We start from the raw sequence: 16,748 nt of genomic DNA, 5'->3' as shown, positions 1-16,748 counted from the left end.
GATTATTCTTTTTTTCTTCTTTTTAATTTTCTTCTTATAAAATAGGCAAATACAACAAACAAAATTACAAACGGCCAAGCGCTTAATAATGAAATTAATAAATCGGATAAAGTATAGAATCCCGATTTGACTGCGTTCCAAAGTTTGGAACCGTAAGATATTTTAACACCTTCTTTCTCAGGTATTGTTTTATAAAACTCAATGGTAATCGTGCTGTCAGAAACGCGACTTTCGAGATATTTCAACTGACCTTCTTTAGCCTCAATTTCTTCTCGAATAGTTGAAATCTGTTGTTCAATTTCTAAAATCTCACTGACTTTGTTCGCTTTCTTTAAAATTTCAAGATAACGTTCTTCTAGTTTTTTCTTGGTTTTTAATCTCGAAGTAAGATCAATATATTGCTCTGTAACATCTTGCGCGGAGATATTTTTAACTTCAAAATATGAAACGCCTTTAGAAACATCACTTATAAAACGATCGAAATTTTGGCTCGGAACTTTTACAATTAGATTTCTAAAAACGGTTTCATAATCTTTTCCCTCAGAATCGTTAATGATTCTTGCTTTACTATTTGCAACTGCTTTTTGAATTTGCTTGAAAGTGTTTTCAAGATTATCAGTTTCAAATCGTAATGTCGCTTCCTTTATAATCTTCTGTTCAATTTCTTGTTTGACTTTTACAGGAGGCGCTGCTACTGGATCAAAATCTTTATCACCAGAACTAGCTCCTGCTTTTGGAGGTAATTTTACTGCTTCAATAGAAATATTTTCTTCATTTGAAGTAGAAGATTTACTACACCCAGAAATAATTAAAATAAAAATAGATAAAAAGAAAAGTTGACGCATAAAATTTCAATTTAGAGCTAAAACTACGATTTTTTTGTCTAACTTGATTAATAATCTTACGTTTTGAAATTTACGCCTCAGTTTTCTTATCAGAATCTTGCGGTTTGTTGATTTGAGCTGAAAATTTCTCAAATAACTGAATCATTTTGGTGTTGATTTCTTCGTAAGATAAACGTTCTTTGGTCTGATAAAAAAGCATTATCGAATAGGGCTGATCCATGTTATCCAAAAGCAAATGTTTGTTCAAACGATACGTTTCTCTTAAAACTCTTTTGAAGTAATTGCGGTCAACAGCTTTCTTGAAGTATTTCTTAGATACCGAAACACCAATCTTGGTTTGTTCTTCTGAATTTTCTTCCGCTTGACGGTAAACCAAACGAAGCGGATATTTGGAAACCGATTTTCCTGCGGAAAACAGTAATCCAATGGTAGTTTTGCTTTTTAAACGCTCGTTTTTAGGATATGTAAAGTTCATTTATTTCAGAAAAAATTTGCAAATTCTGTTGCAAAGGTACAATTAAACCATAAAAACAGTTATTGTTTTCAATTTTAATAAGGCTAAAAATATATTTACTACTTTTGCGCATTAATTTTTGAAGCATGGAAAAAATTATTTCTTATCCAATATCGGTAATTTATTATTTATTATTTGGTTTATGTTTGGCTGTTTTTCACCCAATTCAGTGGATTTGTTTAAATGTTTTTGGTTACCAGGCTCACAAAAAAAGTGTTGATTATTTAAATTTCTGCCTTTTAAAATGTACCAATCTTGTCGGGACAAGATATACAATTGAAGGCGTGGATACGGTTCCGAAGGGTGTGCCAATTATTTTTGTGGCAAATCACCAAAGTATGTACGATATCGTGGCAATGATTTGGTACTTTAGACGTTTTCATTGTAAATTTGTAAGTAAGAAGGAGTTAGGAAGCGGAATTCCAAGTGTTTCTTTCAATTTGAAATACGGAGGATCTGTCTTAATTGACCGAAAAGACCCTAAACAAGCAATACCCGTTATTAAAGGCTTGTCTGAATATATCGAAAAAAACACAAGATCTGCCGTTATTTTCCCAGAAGGGACAAGAAGTAAAACGGGAGTACCAAAAGAATTTGCGCAAAGCGGTTTAAAAATTTTATGCAAATATGCACCATCTGCGTATGTTGTACCGGTAAGCATCAATAATTCTTGGAAAATGGTAAAATTTGGTTTTTTTCCTGTTGGTTTAGGAAATCACCTCAAATTTACAGCTCATAAAGCTTTGGCTGTTAAAGATTACAAGTTCGAAGAACTGATGGAGATAACTGAAAAAGCAGTTAAAGAAGGAATAAATGAATATAAACAGGTTTAAGTTTTAGTCCGAGCTAAAACGTACAACCCAAATCTATAATAAGTAATGTCTATAAAAAACATTAGATTAGAAGTAATGCAGTTTTTGGAGAAAAACGTGGATAGCTTCGTGGAACAGTATTTAATTCCAGTGGAAAAAATTTGGCAGCCGTCGGATTTCTTACCAGATTCTCAAGGAGAAAACTTCTTTGAAGAGGTAAAAGAATTACGTGAGATTGCTAAAGAACTTCCGTACGATTTCTGGGTTACGCTTGTTGGTGATACCATCACAGAGGAAGCATTGCCTACATATGAGTCATGGTTAATGGATGTTGAAGGAATAGATCAGCAGGAAGAAGGCCAAGGAAACGGTTGGGCCAAATGGGTGAGACAATGGACTGGAGAAGAAAACCGTCACGGAGATCTTTTAAATAAATACTTGTATTTGTCTGGTCGTGTAAACATGCGTGAAATCGAAATGACTACACAGCATTTAATCAACGATGGTTTTGATATTGGAACTGGAACTGACCCGTACAAGAACTTTGTATACACTAGTTTTCAGGAATTAGCAACTTATGTTTCGCACAATAGAGTAGCGCAGATAGCTAAGAAATTTGGCGATAACAAGTTGTCTAAAATGTGTAAAATGATTGCTGGAGACGAAATGCGTCACCACCATGCATACAGCGAATTTGTTACTAGAATTTTCCAAGTAGATCCTAGCGAAATGATGTTGGCTTTTCAATACATGATGAAGCAGAAAATCGTTATGCCGGCTCATTTCTTGAGAGAATCTGGTCAAAAAATAAGCACAGCTTTCGAACAGTTTTCTGATTCTGCACAACGTATTGGAGTTTACACTGCAAATGATTACGTTGAAATTATGCAGAAGTTAATCAACAAGTGGGAGATAGATAAAATCTCTAATTTGACTGATGAAGCAGAAAAAGCACGTGACTATTTAATGAAATTGCCTGCGAGAATGGCTAAAATTTCTGAAAGAATTGTTATTCCACAAGAATCGCATATCTTTAAATGGGTTGAACCAGCTAGACTTTAGAATTTTAGATTTTAGAATGTAGATTTCAGATTAGAGATTGGAATTTTAGATTTTTGAATAAATTATATTTGTTGATTGTTGAAGATTAAGAATCTTTGGCAATCAACTTTTTTTATAAACCGTAAAAACTTCACTATGAGCGACGCAGCATTAATTATTAAAACCATTGCTTTTGTAAAAGAAAAACTAAACGATGCCGAAGGAGGCCACGACTGGTTTCATATTGAACGTGTTTATAAAAATGCGCTATTGATTGCAAAAGAAACAGAGTGCGATCTTACAATTGTGCAATTGGGTGCTTTACTGCATGATATTGCAGATAGTAAGTTTCATAATGGAGATGAAACTATTGGGCCAAAAACAGCAAGAGCGTTTTTAGAAGCCGAAAATGTTTCTGAAGATATAATTGCTCATGTAGTCAATATCATTGAAAATATCTCTTATAAAGGCGGAAATTTCGAAAAGAAATTCTCTTCTGTCGAATTGGATATTGTGCAAGATGCAGATCGTCTAGATGCCATTGGCGCTATTGGTGTTGCTAGAGCATTTAATTATGGCGGATTTAAGAATAGAGCTTTATACAATCCAGAAATTGCTCCTGTAACGAATATGACAAAGGAGGAGTACAAAAAGAACAGCGCTCCAACTATTAATCATTTCTACGAAAAGCTTTTACTTTTAAAAGACAAGATGAATACTGAAAAGGGAAAAGAAATCGCTGCCGAGAGACATCGTTTTATGGAAACTTTCCTTGCCCAATTTTATGCAGAATGGGAAGGGTTGAAGTAGAATTCATTTAGATTATAAAATAAAAACGGCTCTAAATTTAGAGCCGTTTTTTTTATCATGTGATATTAAGCATTAAGATTTTTTTCTTCTAATTCTTAAAAAAAGCCTTTATTCTTGCCTCTGCTATATTCCTTATCTAACTTTCTGAGCAAATGACTGAATGGTGTTTTTAAACTCTTTATTTTGTTCGTAATACAAAATATGTCCGCCGTTGATAATCTTAATTTCTTGGCTTGGGAATTTAAACAGGCGATAATGTTCTGGACCAATATTGTTGTCTTTTGTTCCTGAAATTATAAGTGTTGGAACTTTAATCGAAGCTGTTTCTTTTGTAAAATCACTAAAATATAACGGACCACTTAATGCATGCTGCGCAAATGAAGAGTTTCTTTTTTCACTGTTATCAATGCTGTCCAGTTTTTCAACGGTTGCTCTATTATCAGAAAGCATTTTATAATCGAGATCTGCTTTTTTAATTTGCTGTTTAGCTTCAAAAAAAGTACTTAGAATTGAATCCTTACTTTTTACTGTAAAATCTTTTCCTAGAGTTTTACCCATAAAAGCAATTTGATTAAGAAGAGAATCATTTATATCCAATGTAGCATTCAATAGAATTAAGCCTTTTACATGCTGTGGATATTTTTCGGCATATTTAGTAGCTAAAATTCCTCCGAAAGAATGCCCGATTACAAATACTTTATCCGTTTTAAGATGAACTCGAATTTCTTCAATATCATCAATCATTCTATCCATGCTGTAATTGTTGTCTACAGGAGATCCGGATCGACCGCAACCTCTTTGGTCGAAATAACACATTGTTAGTTTATCTTCTAACACATTTCCGCCAAATTCTTCAAAAGACTTGCTCCATGCGCCTGGACCGCCATGCACAAAAATACAAGCATCACCTTTTCCTGAAACTTTCAGAAATAGAGAAACTCCATCAGATGTTAGAAAAGTATTATTTGAATCTTGTTTTGCATCTGTTTTTGTTTGGGAAATTCCGCTTTGAGTAAAACATAAAAATAGAAAGAAAAGAAAAGGAGTTTTTGGATTCATTTTAAAGTTTTTTCTGCTGTTTTAATGGGATAAAATTATAATTAAATCAGCAGAGAAAAAACTAATGATTGTTTTTCATTGAAAAATAGGTAATAATCATTGCGCAGAAAAAACCGATTGTAAACCACAGTAATCGAGCAACTCTATTGTCTCGAATTACTTCCATTCTATCTTCTGGTGTCATCTTTAATAAATTTAGAAATCAAAAATAATCTTAGAAAATATACCGATAAGCTATTTTAAGTTTTTAAAACAACAGAATAAGACATTTTACTGTTTGCAAAAAAGCTTCAAATAGAAATTAAAATCTATCTGAAGCTTTTAGCATTTAATCTTAGTATCTTAGAATCTCAGCGTCTTAGAACCTTAAAATTATGAACATCCACAATCAGTTCCGCCACCGCAGTCTTTTTTCTTTTTCGATTTAAAGAAAAACTTCTTAATCAAAAAAGCAACTGCAAATCCTAATATGGCAAAGGCTATTATTTCCTGAAACATAACTTCTTATTTTAAAAGTTGATACGCAATTAATGCGGTAATATAAGCGAGACCACTCATTAAGACCAACTGCATTGCAGGCCATTTCCATGAGTTGGTTTCTTTTTTGGTAATTGCCAATGTACTGGCGCATTGCATCGCAAAAGCATAAAACAGCAATAAAGAGATTCCGGTTGCAAAGTCAAATACTTTCTCTCCGGTATCTGGACGAATTTCTGCTTGCATTTTGCTTTTTATGGTCGATTCGTTATCTGTATCTCCAACACTATAAATGGTTGCCAATGTTCCTACGAAAACCTCACGTGCAGCAAATGAACTAATTAAGGCAATTCCGATTTTCCAATCGTAACCTAAAGGCTGAATAGCTGGTTCGATCGCTCTTCCCATTAATCCAATATAAGAATTCTCTAGCTTTTGAGAATTAACTTCGTTTTCAAATTGAGTTTCATCCAAAGTAGTATTGGCAAATCTTTCTTTAACAATTGTTTCGGCTTCATTAAATTCTTTTCCAGGACCGTAAGAAGCCAAAAACCATAAAATAACCGATATTGCCAAGATAATTTTTCCTGCACCAACAACAAATGCTTTTGTTTTTTCTACAACATTGATTCCCACATTCTTTAAAAGAGGCATTTTATAACTTGGCATTTCAACAACAAAATATGTTTTTGATTCTAGTTTTAAAACCTTATTCAAAATATAAGCAGATAAAATGGCCATAAAAAAACCTAAAACATAAAGAGACATAAGCGTTAAGCCTTGAAGATTTAATACTCCAAAAACTCTTTTGCTCGGAATAACCAACGAGATAATAATCGCATAGACAGGCAATCTTGCTGAACAAGTTGTGAATGGCGTTACCAAAATAGTGATTAAACGTTCTTTCCAGTTTTCGATATTTCGAGTTGCCATAATTGCAGGAATCGCACAAGCAGTTCCTGAAATTAAAGGCACGACGCTTTTTCCTGAAAGTCCAAATCGACGCATGATTTTATCCATCAAGAATACGACACGGCTCATATAACCGCTTTCTTCTAAAATCGAAATAAATAAAAACAAAAAGGCAATCTGCGGGATAAAAATAATAACTCCGCCAATTCCCGGAATAATTCCCTGCGAAAGCAAATCGGTCAAAATACCGCTTGGAAGTTCTTCGGCGACCCAGCTGCTTAAAGAAGCAAAAGTGCTGTCAATGAAATCCATCGGAATAGTGGACCAGCTGAAAATTGATTGGAAAATCAAAAATAAAATGGCAAAGAAAATAACGTAGCCAAAAACTTTATGCGTTAAAACACGATCTAATTTGGCACGAATATCTTTCGCCATTGAGGCATCAATTTTTAAACCATCTTTTAAAACATCATTGATAAACTGATATCTTTTGATGGTTTCCTTCTGCTGTAAACGTTTTAATTCGGAATGCGATTTGGTAAAAGTGCCTCGTATTTCGTTTCGGTCTAAGTTTAAAAAATTAACATCCTGCGTAATTACCAGCCACAATTTATACATCAATTGGTTTGGAAATGCTTTTTGTAATTTTTCAAAATATTCAGGATCAATTACAGAAGCATTCAAACAAGGTTCGTGCGGAATGGTTTTATGAGAAACAATGAGTTCTTTTAATTCTTCAATTCCTAAACCTTTTCTTGAACTTACTAAAGCAATTTTCGTTTTTAGTTTTTCTTCTAAATACGGAATATCCAAAGAAATTCCTTTGCGTTCCATACGATCAGACATATTAATGACCAAAATCGTCGGAATTTCAAGATCTTTTATCTGCGTGTAAATCAGTAAATTTCGTTTCAGATTTTCGACATCTGTTACAACTACTGCTACATCTGGATATAATTTGTCGTTTTTATTTAATAAAAGTTCGATTACCACGCTTTCGTCCATAGAACTGGCGTTCAAACTGTACGTTCCTGGTAAATCTAGAATATTGGCTTTAACATTATTGGGAAGCTTGCAGAAACCCATTTTTTTCTCAACCGTAATTCCAGGGTAATTTCCAACTTGCTGGTTAAGACCTGTTAATTGATTGAAGACAGAGGTTTTTCCGGTATTTGGATTTCCGATAAGGGCAACATTGATATTCTGAACACTCATTACAAATTGGTTTTGATAATTTCTACTTCAATTTCACGAGCTGTTTCAATTCGGATTGCAACATGAGAACCATTAATGTCTAAATATAAAGGATCACCAAAAGGAGCAACCTGCAATAATTCAACTAAGCTGCCAGGAAGACAACCCATTTCTAATAATTTAAGTGGAATAAGATCGATATCAAAATCTTTGATAATGGCTTTTTCGCCTTTCTTCAGAGTATGTATTGTATTTTGCAAGCTTATTTAGATTGAATTTAGATTGCAAAAGTAGGCAATTATTCTTTATTTCAAGGCATTTAACACTTCGACAAATGCTAAATGTTTCTAAAAATAAGGGATTTTACTCCTGCGAAAGGAATTCGATGTCTTCTAAAAGACGTTTTATGTCTTCTTTATTTGTTCCGTCATAAAAACCTCTAACGCGACGTTTTTGATCAACTAAAACAAAATTTTCTGTATGCACCATATCATAAAGTTGATCTGGTCTTCCCATTTTTACAGCCAAGTACGATTTTCTGGCCATTTTGTAGATTTCTTTTTTGTCGCCAGTAACCAAATTCCATTTACTGTCTACAACACCATATTTTATAGCATAAGCTTTTAAAACAGAAACACTGTCCACTTCAGGAAAAACGGTATGCGAAAGTAGCATCACTTTTGGATTGTTTAAAACCGCTTTTTGAACATCAACTAAATTAGTTGACATTTTTGGACAGATCGATCCGCAGGTTGTAAAGAAGAAATCGGCAACATAGATTTTTCCTTCGTAATCTTTTTGTGTTATTGTATCACCATTTTGATTGATAAAGGAAAAATCGGCAATAGTGTGGTATTTGCTTTTATATTGAACTGTACTGTCTACCAATTCTGGATTTACATCGGCTGGATTGTAAATCGGTAGCGTTTTTTTAGGTTTTAATGCAGAATAAAACAAAGATATCGTAACAACCGAAAACACTATTAATACAATGAAGAATTTGCGGTATTTATATAAAAGCGATTTCATAAAAATAATTTGGCGCAAAAATACAAAAAGCAGATTCTAAAAACTTTACTGGATTATTTTTTTTAACAGCCTTTTGTAACTTTTACTAGTATCTGGAGACATATACCTCAATGTTTAAGTTCTATTTGTGAAATTTATCCGTCTTTTTGACTGTACAGTTAGAATTTTAACACAATTTTTGAAATAATAACAATATGTTTGTATTTTCCCTTAAACTATAATTTTTTATGAAAAAACAATTTGCTAAACCTGTGTTTGGTGTGATATCTGCAATGTTTGCAATAACTGCAGCTCAAGCTCAAACAGCGCCAAAAGAGCCAGGTATTAATGTATCTTATATGGATACGAAAATCAGCCCAAGTCAGGATTTTTTCAAATATGTAAACGGAGCTTGGCTGGATAAAACAGAAATTCCGAGTGACCGAACTACTTGGGGAAGTTTTAATGAATTAATTAAAAGAACTGACAAGGATGTGATGGAAGTTTTAAAAGAAGCTTCAAAAAATCCAAAGTACAAGTCTAATACAGATCAGGGAAAAGCGGTTAATTTATTTAATACTTATTTGGATTCTATCGGAAGAAACAAGAAAGGAATCGAACCTTTGAAGCCATATCTGAAAAAAATCGACGCAATTAAAAGCGTTGCTGATGTTCAGAAATATTTGGTTGAAATGGAAAAAGAAGGAAACGCAGGCTTTTTCGGAATTTACATTGGAGCTGATGATAAAGACAGTTCTAAAAATTCTGTAAATCTGAGCCCAAGCCAATTAGGACTTTCGGATAAAGATTATTACACTTCTGATGACAAAGATTCTAAAGAGAAACGTGCGAAATATGAATTGCACGTTGCAAGAATGCTTCAGTTTATTGGAGAATCTCCAGAAAAAGCAAAACAAAGTGCAGCTGAGGTTTTGGCTCTTGAAACAGAATTATCAAAGCCAAGATTAAACAGAGTTGAAAGAAGAGACAGCCGTTTGCAATACAACCCAATGACGATTGCTGAACTTCAAAAATTAACTCCAGCTATCAAATGGAACGAATATTTTGCTGGTTTAGGAATTACTAATTTACAGTCTGTAATTGTTTCTGAGCCTAAATATATGACTGCTTTAGAAACTGTTTTCAAGGAAAATAAAGTGGCACAATGGAAAGAATACCTAAAATGGGATTTGATTAACAGCGCTGCAAGTAAGCTGACAACCGAAATTGATAATGCTAATTTTGACTTTTACAGCAAAACATTAAGAGGTGCAATAAAACAGCTTCCTGCTGAAGAAAGAGCGCTTAATGTGGTTAACGGAAATGTTGGTGAAGCTCTTGGAAAACTTTATGTAGAAAAAGTTTTTCCAGCTGAGGCTAAAGCAAAAGCTGTAGATATGATTCATAATGTTATTACGGCTTATCAAAATCGTATTAACAATTTAACTTGGATGTCTAAAGACACTAAGGCAAAAGCAATCGAAAAGCTAAACAAAATAACTATTAAAGTAGGATATCCTGATAAATGGAAAGATTACTCGGCTTTAGAAATTAAAAGCATTGCAGAAGGCGGAAGCTATTTTGAAAATACTAAAAGTCTAGCATTATGGAGATTCAAGAAAAGCGTAGACAAATTGTCTAAACCTGTTGACAAAACAGAATGGCACATGTCTCCGCAAACAGTAAATGCTTATTATAACCCATCTTATAACGAAATTGTATTCCCAGCTGCAATCCTTCAACCACCTTTCTATAATTATCAAGCTGATGAAGCAGTTAATTATGGTGGAATTGGTGCCGTAATCGGACACGAGATTTCTCACGGTTTTGATGATTCTGGAGCACGTTACAATGCTGAAGGGAATTTAGTGGATTGGTGGACAGAAGATGATTTGAAACAATTTACAACTCTAGGAAATGATTTAGCAAATCAATACAGCGCTCTTGAGCCATTGCCAGGAGTTCATGTTGATGGTCATTTTACACTGGGTGAAAATATTGGAGATTTAGGCGGAATTAATGCTGCATTTGACGGTCTGCAATTGTATTTAAAGCAACACGGAAATCCAGGTTTAATCGACGGATTTACTCCTGAACAAAGATTCTTTATTTCTTGGGCTACTGTTTGGAGAACAAAATCTAGAGATGAAGCAATCAAAAATCAAGTAAAAACAGATCCGCACTCTCCTGGAATGTACAGAGCTTATGTGCCAATTCAAAACGTTGATGCTTTCTACAAAGCATTTGATATTAAGAAAGGTGATAAGATGTATGTTGAACCAGAAAAACGAGTTAAAATCTGGTAATCGAATGATATTATATCAAAAAGGGCTGTCTCAAAAGGACAGCTTTTTTTATTGTAATGAATTTTTATAAAAACTACAGCAAATACCCCAGCGGGGTAAAATATCTATAGAATTTCAATAAGAAAATGAGAAAAGCTCCAGCGGAGCGACATATTTTTTTATAATCTAGTACATGTCGCTCCGCTGGAGCTTTATATTGAGAATATTTTTTTGCTATACATATTTCGCTTCTTCGAAGCTCGCAACAAAAGGAGCTTTCAGAAGAGAATTCCTTTTGCTTTATTTCAAATTACTGTAGATGTAAGCTTCAATTGCTTTTAATTCTTCATCAGACATTGACTGCGTAATTGCAAAATTGGTTTTCATAACCTCAAACTGACTTGGATCAACAATGGGTTCTGCATTTCCTTTTAAGAAAGTAACGATATTGCCATTTTTATCTTTATAGATTTTAGCAATTTCTTTGATGCTTGGTCCAACCACTTTTTGATCGGGCTGATGGCAAGCAAAACAATTTCCAGTTCCTTCAAAAAGCTGTTTTCCTAGTTCTTCTGGACTTTTGGCTTTCGCCGATTCTCCTTCAGAAACAGATTCGGTTGCTGTGTTTGTTGGTTCAGAAGTTTCTTTTTTGCAAGAAGCAAATGCTAAAACTGCAGAAAGAAATAATATCTTTTTCATGTTTTTAGATTTTATTCAATTGTAATTCGGTCGTTATTTGTTGATGGCTGTGATATCACTAAAAAATCCAATTGTTCTTGGCTTTCATTGGCAATATAATGCTGCGTTTTTGCCTCAATCAATAAACCTTGATTTGAATTTACAATTTCAGTTTTTTCGTCATGATAAAAAGTTGCAGTGCCTTTTAGAATAAAAAAGAATTGCTGTGCATGATTATGAAAATGCAATTTTTCTTTGGTTCCGCTTGGCATGCTTTCTTGTTTAATAGATAAACCTTCAGTATCTGCCAAAATCCAGCTGTCGCAATTATCTCCCCATAAATAATGAGAAGCATTTTGTTTATCGACAATCATTTTATTTGTTTAATAAAATTGCAGCTTCTTTTGCGAAGTATGTCGAAATAAGATTGGCACCCGAACGTTTGATGCACATTAACTGTTCCATCATAATTTTATCGTGATCCAGCCAACCTCTTTCAGATGCCGCTTTAATCATAGCATATTCTCCAGAAACCTGATAAACGGTTACAGGAACATGTACTGTGTTTTTTATTTCGCGAACAATATCCAAATAAGCAATTCCTGGTTTTACCATAACCATATCTGCACCTTCTTCTACATCTGATAAAGCTTCTTTGATCGCTTCGATACGATTGGCATAATCCATTTGATATGTTTTTTTGTCTTTTGGAACCACAACATCAGCTTCTCTAGGAGCCGAATCTAAAGCATCTCTAAACGGGCCATAAAAAGCTGAAGCATATTTAGCAGAATAACTCATGATTCCAACATTCTGAAACCCTGCCGCATCCAAGCCTTCGCGAAGGCGTAAAACGCGTCCATCCATCATATCACTTGGCGCAACAAAATCGGCACCAGCTTCTGCGTGCGAAACGGCCATTTTTACCAAAGCATCAACCGTACTGTCATTTTCTACATCACCATTTGTTATGATTCCGTCATGACCATAAATAGAATACGGGTCCAAAGCCACATCTGGCATAACGATCATTTCTGGACAAGCTGTTTTTATGGCACGAATTGCTTGTTGCATTAATCCGTTAGCATTCCAAGCTTCTTTTCCAGTATTGTCTTTTAGGTTTTCGCTAACTTTTACATAAATGTTAACGGCGCGAATCCCTAAATCATAAAGTTCTTTTACTTCTTCAACTGTTAAATCTATTGATCTTCTGTAAATTCCTGGCATTGACGGAATTTCGACTTTTACATTTTCTCCTTCAGCAATAAACATTGGAAACATAAAATCCGATGGACTTAAACTGGTTTCACGAACTAAAGAACGAATTGATTCATTTACTCTTAATCTTCTGCCTCTTTGTAATGGGAACATATAAATTTAGATTTTAGATTTTAGATTTCAGATTTTAACCTGAATTATGAAAACAGATTGATAAATCCTTATTCTAAAACTGCAGTTGTTTTTATTTTTTTTGAAGTTTATCTCACTTTTAATGAGTGGCGCAAAGTTAAAGAAAAAGGAACAGAATAAGGCGTTTAGCTTACCTCAGAATCCGTTAATATTATCTAAAAATTTAGATTTTTTTATTGTTTGAACCAAAGCATGGTTTTTCAGAATATTCCATCTAAATTTGTAAAATGAAGAAAATTCTCGCTTTATTTTGCTGTCTGCTCTTAACGAGCTGTTTTGAGATTACTGAAAGAATCAAACATCACGACGATCAAAGTGGTGAATACACGCTAATGATTGATTTTTCGAAATCTTGGTTTAAGGCCAAGTCCGCTATTTGGCTAGAAGAAGTTGATGGTGTGAAAATTCCGAACGAACAGGAAATCACCGCTAAACTCAATAACTTTAAAGAAAAAGCGTTGAAGATTGATGGAATTTCAAATGTTATTACAAAAACAGATTTTCAAAATTACGTTTTCATTATCAAACTTAATTATGCCAATTTAAAAGCGTTAAACGCGGTTGTGAATACGATAAACAATCAGCGCGATCAGATTCATTTTAGCGGAAGAGGCAAAACTTTTGAAAGAATTGCTTCTTATCCAATTCCAGAAAAAGTGGTAAATGACCCGAAGAAAAAGAAAGATCTGGAAGAAGCCAGCATTATTTCTATTTATACTTTCGATAAAGATATTGTGGCTGTAGATAATGCAAACAGTCAAATTTCAAAAAATAAAAAAACGGTTTTTTTAAAACAAAGTATGTACAGTGTATTTAAGAAAACGACCTTGATGAATAATATAATCCAATTAACGCCTTGATTTTATGAAGTACTTTTACACTCTTGTTTTTCTATTTGCCGCCTATTTTACTTTTGGACAAACGAGTCCAGACAAATACGATTATTTTGTTCAGTTTAACGGAAATCAGCTTTCGAAGAAAGTAAACATAAACGAAGTGCTGAACCACTCAATTATTACAAGATACACTAGTAAAAAACCTGATTTTGATCTTCGCCAATATACTTCGATTATTCAATTGGACCAAAAGATTACGGTTCATGGGAATTTCTTAGATAGCGTTCCGTTTTATCAAGTTACCATTCCGATAAAAAACAAAGAAGCGGTTAGACAATATCTGATTGAAAAACAAGGTGCAAACGGAAATAATAGTGCAATTGAAGAATTGGGAAAATATGCTGTTTTTACACCAAGCGGTTTAAAAAGATCATTTGTATGGAATGATCATTATTTGGTCATATTTGAATTGACAAAAAGACTTCCTAATAAATTTTATGCTTCTCCAGATGGACCTCCTGTTTTAAACGATTCAATAGGAATTTCAGAGCCGTACGAAGAAACGGTAATTGTAGATACATCGAAAGTATACGGAGTAGAAGAAGCGCCGAATCCGCCAAAAATTGGAGAACCTTCTGTAATGCAAGATGAACCGATGATCGCTAATGTGCCAGCAGGATCAGTAGAAACAACAGACCAAGACTATTTGTACGATGGAAATCCGTATGAAGAATATACGGCAGAGCAAGCAGAGTTTGATAAAAAACTAGCCGAGCAGCAAAGCCAAATTATAAAAGGTTTATTTGAGAATGATTTTACTGCACCAAGTTTTTCAAAAATAAATGCTTCGGCAGATATTTCGACTTGGGTAAATTACAGCGGATTGATGTCTAGTTTTTATTCATTATACAATTATCCCTTAGCACTATTTGGAGGTTATGATAAATACTTGCCGATGCAGAAGAACTTTGGGAATTTTGTAAAAGGCATCAATCTGGATTTTTATTTTGATAATGATAATTCTCGAATTGAAGAAGTAGTTGAATATGCTCCAGAGATTGCTGCTATTGTAAGCAAAATTAGCGATAGAAAAATCAACAGAAATATCTTTAATTATTTTCCTGCGGAAAAACCTTTAGGATATATTTCATATCACGCTAATACAAAAGCGGCACTTGAAAACTTTCCGTCATTGATGTCGGAAATATTTCAAAATCCAAAATTTGCTAAAGAAGATATTACGCTAATTACAGATCTGATTTCTACAATTGTTGACGAAGAGGCCACAGCAAAGCTTTTTGATGGCGATTTAAGTGCTTTTTTATACGATACGAAAGAAGTTGAGGTTATGACTAAAAAGTACGAGTATGATGAGAATTATGAAGAAAAAATAACAGAAGAAAAAGTGAAAAAAGAAATTCCGTTGTTTTCTGTGATTTTTACTTCTACGCATCCAACATTTGGAGATAAATTATTGCAATTGGGTGTTCGCAAAAAAGTATTGGTCCCAAACGGAAATTCATATATTATTGCGGGTACACAAGATTATGGTGATATTTTTATTGCAAAAGACAAAGATGTAGTTATTGTTGCTAACACAAAAGATTATTTTAGTTCTGGAAAAGGATCTTTTGCAAAAGACACGAAGAAAGATTTGAGTAAAAACTATATTTCTGGAAAATTAGATCTTTCAAAAACCGTGAGAACATTTGGTAAGAAAGCAAAAGATTCAGAGTTGGATCGAATGACTAAAATTTCATCTCAGTTTTCAGATATTTCTATAGAATCTCCTAAAAAGCTAATCGACAATAAATTGAAATTCGTTTTTAAACTAAACTCTTTTAAGTCTGATAAAAACATTATTTTGCAGACATTAGATTTAGCCGAAGAAATGACTTCTAAATAATCGAAAAAAGAAAAACCCCTGAAGCAATATTGTTTCAGGGATTTTTTTATGTTTTCTAAGTAATTGAAGCCTGATAAATACCTTTGATGGTTTCTTTTAATTCAGCATTAAAATCTTGATCAGACTGATCTGCAGTTAATCCTTCAGACAATGCTCTAGAAAAACTGGCAATCAATCCATGATTTTGAGAGAGTTTTTGATTTGCTTCTTCGCGTGAATAGCCACCAGAAAGCGCTACAACACGAACCACATGTGCGTCTGAAATAAGATCTTTGTAAAAATCGTTTACGGTCGGAATTGAAAGTTTCAGCATTACTTTTATCTCTTTATCCAATGCATTAAGCTGTTTTTGGATTTCTTGTTTTAGAATCTCTTCCGATTTTTCTTTATCAGGACTGTAAATATCAACTTCAGGTTCTATAATTGGAATTAAACCTTTACTAAAAATTTGTTTTCCTATTTCAAATTGCTGGGCAACAACATCTCGTATTCCTTCGGGATTGGCTTCTTTTATTACAGAACGCATTTTAGTTCCAAAGATATTGCGTTCTACAGCCCGATCTAGCAATTCGTTTAAGCCAGAAATGGGTTTCATTAGTTGTACGCCATTTGCAGTTTCTGCCAGACCTTTATCTACTTTTAAAAAAGGAATAATATGTTTTTTCTCCCATAAATAATCTGCTGTCCACTGTCCGTCGATTTTACGATCCATTGTGTTTTCAAACAAAATTGCACCGAGAATATATTGACTGTCAAACGCTGGACTTTTAATAATTCTAGTTCTCATTTCATGTACAAGAGTGTACATTTCTTCATCGTTTGTATATTGGTTTTCTGCCACTCCATATTGTAAAAGTGCTTTAGGAGTACTTCCACCGCTTTGATCTAATGCCGCAATAAATCCTTTTCCAGAATGCATGAGATTTAATTGTTCTGTGTTTTTATTTCCCATAATAATGAA

The 16,748-nt window shown here is 33.6% G+C and carries 18 protein-coding genes; 6 read left to right on the top strand and 12 right to left on the bottom strand.

The window, feature by feature from the left end; all coding sequences use genetic code 11:
* Window positions 1–2 precede the first annotated feature (2 nt).
* Window positions 3–845 carry a DUF4349 domain-containing protein gene (locus tag OZP10_RS08785; protein ID WP_281634329.1) on the bottom strand — a complete coding sequence of 281 codons (843 nt, stop codon included), beginning with the start codon at window positions 843–845 and terminating at the stop codon, window positions 3–5.
* A 70-nt stretch (window positions 846–915) separates the two neighbouring features.
* Window positions 916–1,320, bottom strand: a complete 405-nt coding sequence (rnpA, locus tag OZP10_RS08780) for a ribonuclease P protein component (RefSeq protein WP_281634328.1) — start codon at window positions 1,318–1,320, stop codon at window positions 916–918.
* Between the two features lie 125 nt (window positions 1,321–1,445).
* On the opposite strand from rnpA, the gene OZP10_RS08775 reads away from it, so the two are divergent.
* The 3 genes from OZP10_RS08775 (at window position 1,446) to OZP10_RS08765 (ending at window position 4,022) form a co-directional block, all read left to right on the top strand.
* A complete protein-coding gene (locus OZP10_RS08775) occupies window positions 1,446–2,192 on the top strand; it encodes a lysophospholipid acyltransferase family protein (protein ID WP_201999254.1) in 747 nt (248 codons plus the stop codon).
* 45 nt (window positions 2,193–2,237) lie between these two features.
* Window positions 2,238–3,233, top strand: coding sequence for an acyl-ACP desaturase (locus tag OZP10_RS08770; RefSeq protein WP_281634327.1), 996 nt, complete (start codon window positions 2,238–2,240; stop codon window positions 3,231–3,233).
* A gap of 135 nt (window positions 3,234–3,368) precedes the next feature.
* On the top strand, window positions 3,369–4,022 hold the full coding sequence (locus tag OZP10_RS08765; protein WP_281634326.1) for an HD domain-containing protein: 654 nt from the start codon (window positions 3,369–3,371) through the stop codon (window positions 4,020–4,022).
* Window positions 4,023–4,154: 132 nt separating this feature from the next.
* Here OZP10_RS08765 and OZP10_RS08760 read toward each other — a convergent pair whose 3' ends face one another.
* From OZP10_RS08760 to OZP10_RS08735, 6 genes are all read right to left on the bottom strand, one after another.
* Window positions 4,155–5,081 carry an alpha/beta fold hydrolase gene (locus OZP10_RS08760; RefSeq protein ID WP_281634325.1) on the bottom strand — a complete coding sequence of 309 codons (927 nt, stop codon included), beginning with the start codon at window positions 5,079–5,081 and terminating at the stop codon, window positions 4,155–4,157.
* A 61-nt stretch (window positions 5,082–5,142) separates the two neighbouring features.
* Entirely contained in the window at window positions 5,143–5,265 is a 123-nt protein-coding gene (locus tag OZP10_RS08755; protein WP_281634324.1) for a hypothetical protein, read from the bottom strand.
* Between the two features lie 188 nt (window positions 5,266–5,453).
* Complete coding sequence (locus tag OZP10_RS08750; RefSeq protein ID WP_085949274.1) at window positions 5,454–5,579, bottom strand: FeoB-associated Cys-rich membrane protein; 126 nt, start codon at window positions 5,577–5,579, stop codon at window positions 5,454–5,456.
* 6 nt (window positions 5,580–5,585) lie between these two features.
* Window positions 5,586–7,685, bottom strand: a complete 2,100-nt coding sequence (gene feoB, locus OZP10_RS08745; RefSeq protein WP_281634323.1) for a ferrous iron transport protein B — start codon at window positions 7,683–7,685, stop codon at window positions 5,586–5,588.
* Complete coding sequence (locus OZP10_RS08740) at window positions 7,685–7,924, bottom strand: FeoA family protein (RefSeq protein WP_177211560.1); 240 nt, start codon at window positions 7,922–7,924, stop codon at window positions 7,685–7,687. The genes feoB and OZP10_RS08740 overlap by 1 nt, the downstream gene beginning before the upstream one ends.
* 103 nt (window positions 7,925–8,027) lie before the next feature.
* Entirely contained in the window at window positions 8,028–8,693 is a 666-nt protein-coding gene (locus tag OZP10_RS08735; protein ID WP_177211561.1) for an SCO family protein, read from the bottom strand.
* A gap of 227 nt (window positions 8,694–8,920) precedes the next feature.
* Here OZP10_RS08735 and OZP10_RS08730 point away from each other — a divergent pair, with 227 nt between their 5' ends.
* Window positions 8,921–10,978, top strand: a complete 2,058-nt coding sequence (locus OZP10_RS08730) for a M13 family metallopeptidase (RefSeq protein WP_281634322.1) — start codon at window positions 8,921–8,923, stop codon at window positions 10,976–10,978.
* Window positions 10,979–11,257: 279 nt separating this feature from the next.
* On the opposite strand, the gene OZP10_RS08725 is transcribed toward OZP10_RS08730, so the two are convergent.
* The 3 genes from OZP10_RS08725 to hemB are packed head-to-tail and all read right to left on the bottom strand — an operon-like array spanning window position 11,258 to window position 13,006.
* On the bottom strand, window positions 11,258–11,656 hold the full coding sequence (locus OZP10_RS08725) for a c-type cytochrome (protein ID WP_281634321.1): 399 nt from the start codon (window positions 11,654–11,656) through the stop codon (window positions 11,258–11,260).
* A gap of 11 nt (window positions 11,657–11,667) precedes the next feature.
* Complete coding sequence (locus OZP10_RS08720; RefSeq protein WP_281634320.1) at window positions 11,668–12,009, bottom strand: cupin domain-containing protein; 342 nt, start codon at window positions 12,007–12,009, stop codon at window positions 11,668–11,670.
* A 1-nt stretch (window position 12,010) separates the two neighbouring features.
* Complete coding sequence (hemB, locus tag OZP10_RS08715; protein WP_281634319.1) at window positions 12,011–13,006, bottom strand: porphobilinogen synthase; 996 nt, start codon at window positions 13,004–13,006, stop codon at window positions 12,011–12,013.
* 266 nt (window positions 13,007–13,272) lie between these two features.
* Here hemB and OZP10_RS08710 point away from each other — a divergent pair, with 266 nt between their 5' ends.
* On the top strand, window positions 13,273–13,905 hold the full coding sequence (locus tag OZP10_RS08710; protein ID WP_281634318.1) for a hypothetical protein: 633 nt from the start codon (window positions 13,273–13,275) through the stop codon (window positions 13,903–13,905).
* A gap of 4 nt (window positions 13,906–13,909) precedes the next feature.
* Window positions 13,910–15,787 carry a hypothetical protein gene (locus OZP10_RS08705; RefSeq protein WP_281634317.1) on the top strand — a complete coding sequence of 626 codons (1,878 nt, stop codon included), beginning with the start codon at window positions 13,910–13,912 and terminating at the stop codon, window positions 15,785–15,787.
* A 55-nt stretch (window positions 15,788–15,842) separates the two neighbouring features.
* Here the strand turns inward: OZP10_RS08705 and OZP10_RS08700 are convergent, their stop codons facing one another.
* A complete protein-coding gene (locus OZP10_RS08700; RefSeq protein ID WP_281634316.1) occupies window positions 15,843–16,739 on the bottom strand; it encodes a fructose bisphosphate aldolase in 897 nt (298 codons plus the stop codon).
* Window positions 16,740–16,748 lie beyond the last annotated feature (9 nt).

The sequence above is a fragment of the Flavobacterium luteolum genome (assembly GCF_027111275.1).
GTDB classification, from domain to species: domain Bacteria; phylum Bacteroidota; class Bacteroidia; order Flavobacteriales; family Flavobacteriaceae; genus Flavobacterium; species Flavobacterium luteolum.
The sequence above is the reverse complement of the archived record's forward strand: the minus strand, read 5'-3'. Positions and strand labels throughout refer to the sequence as shown.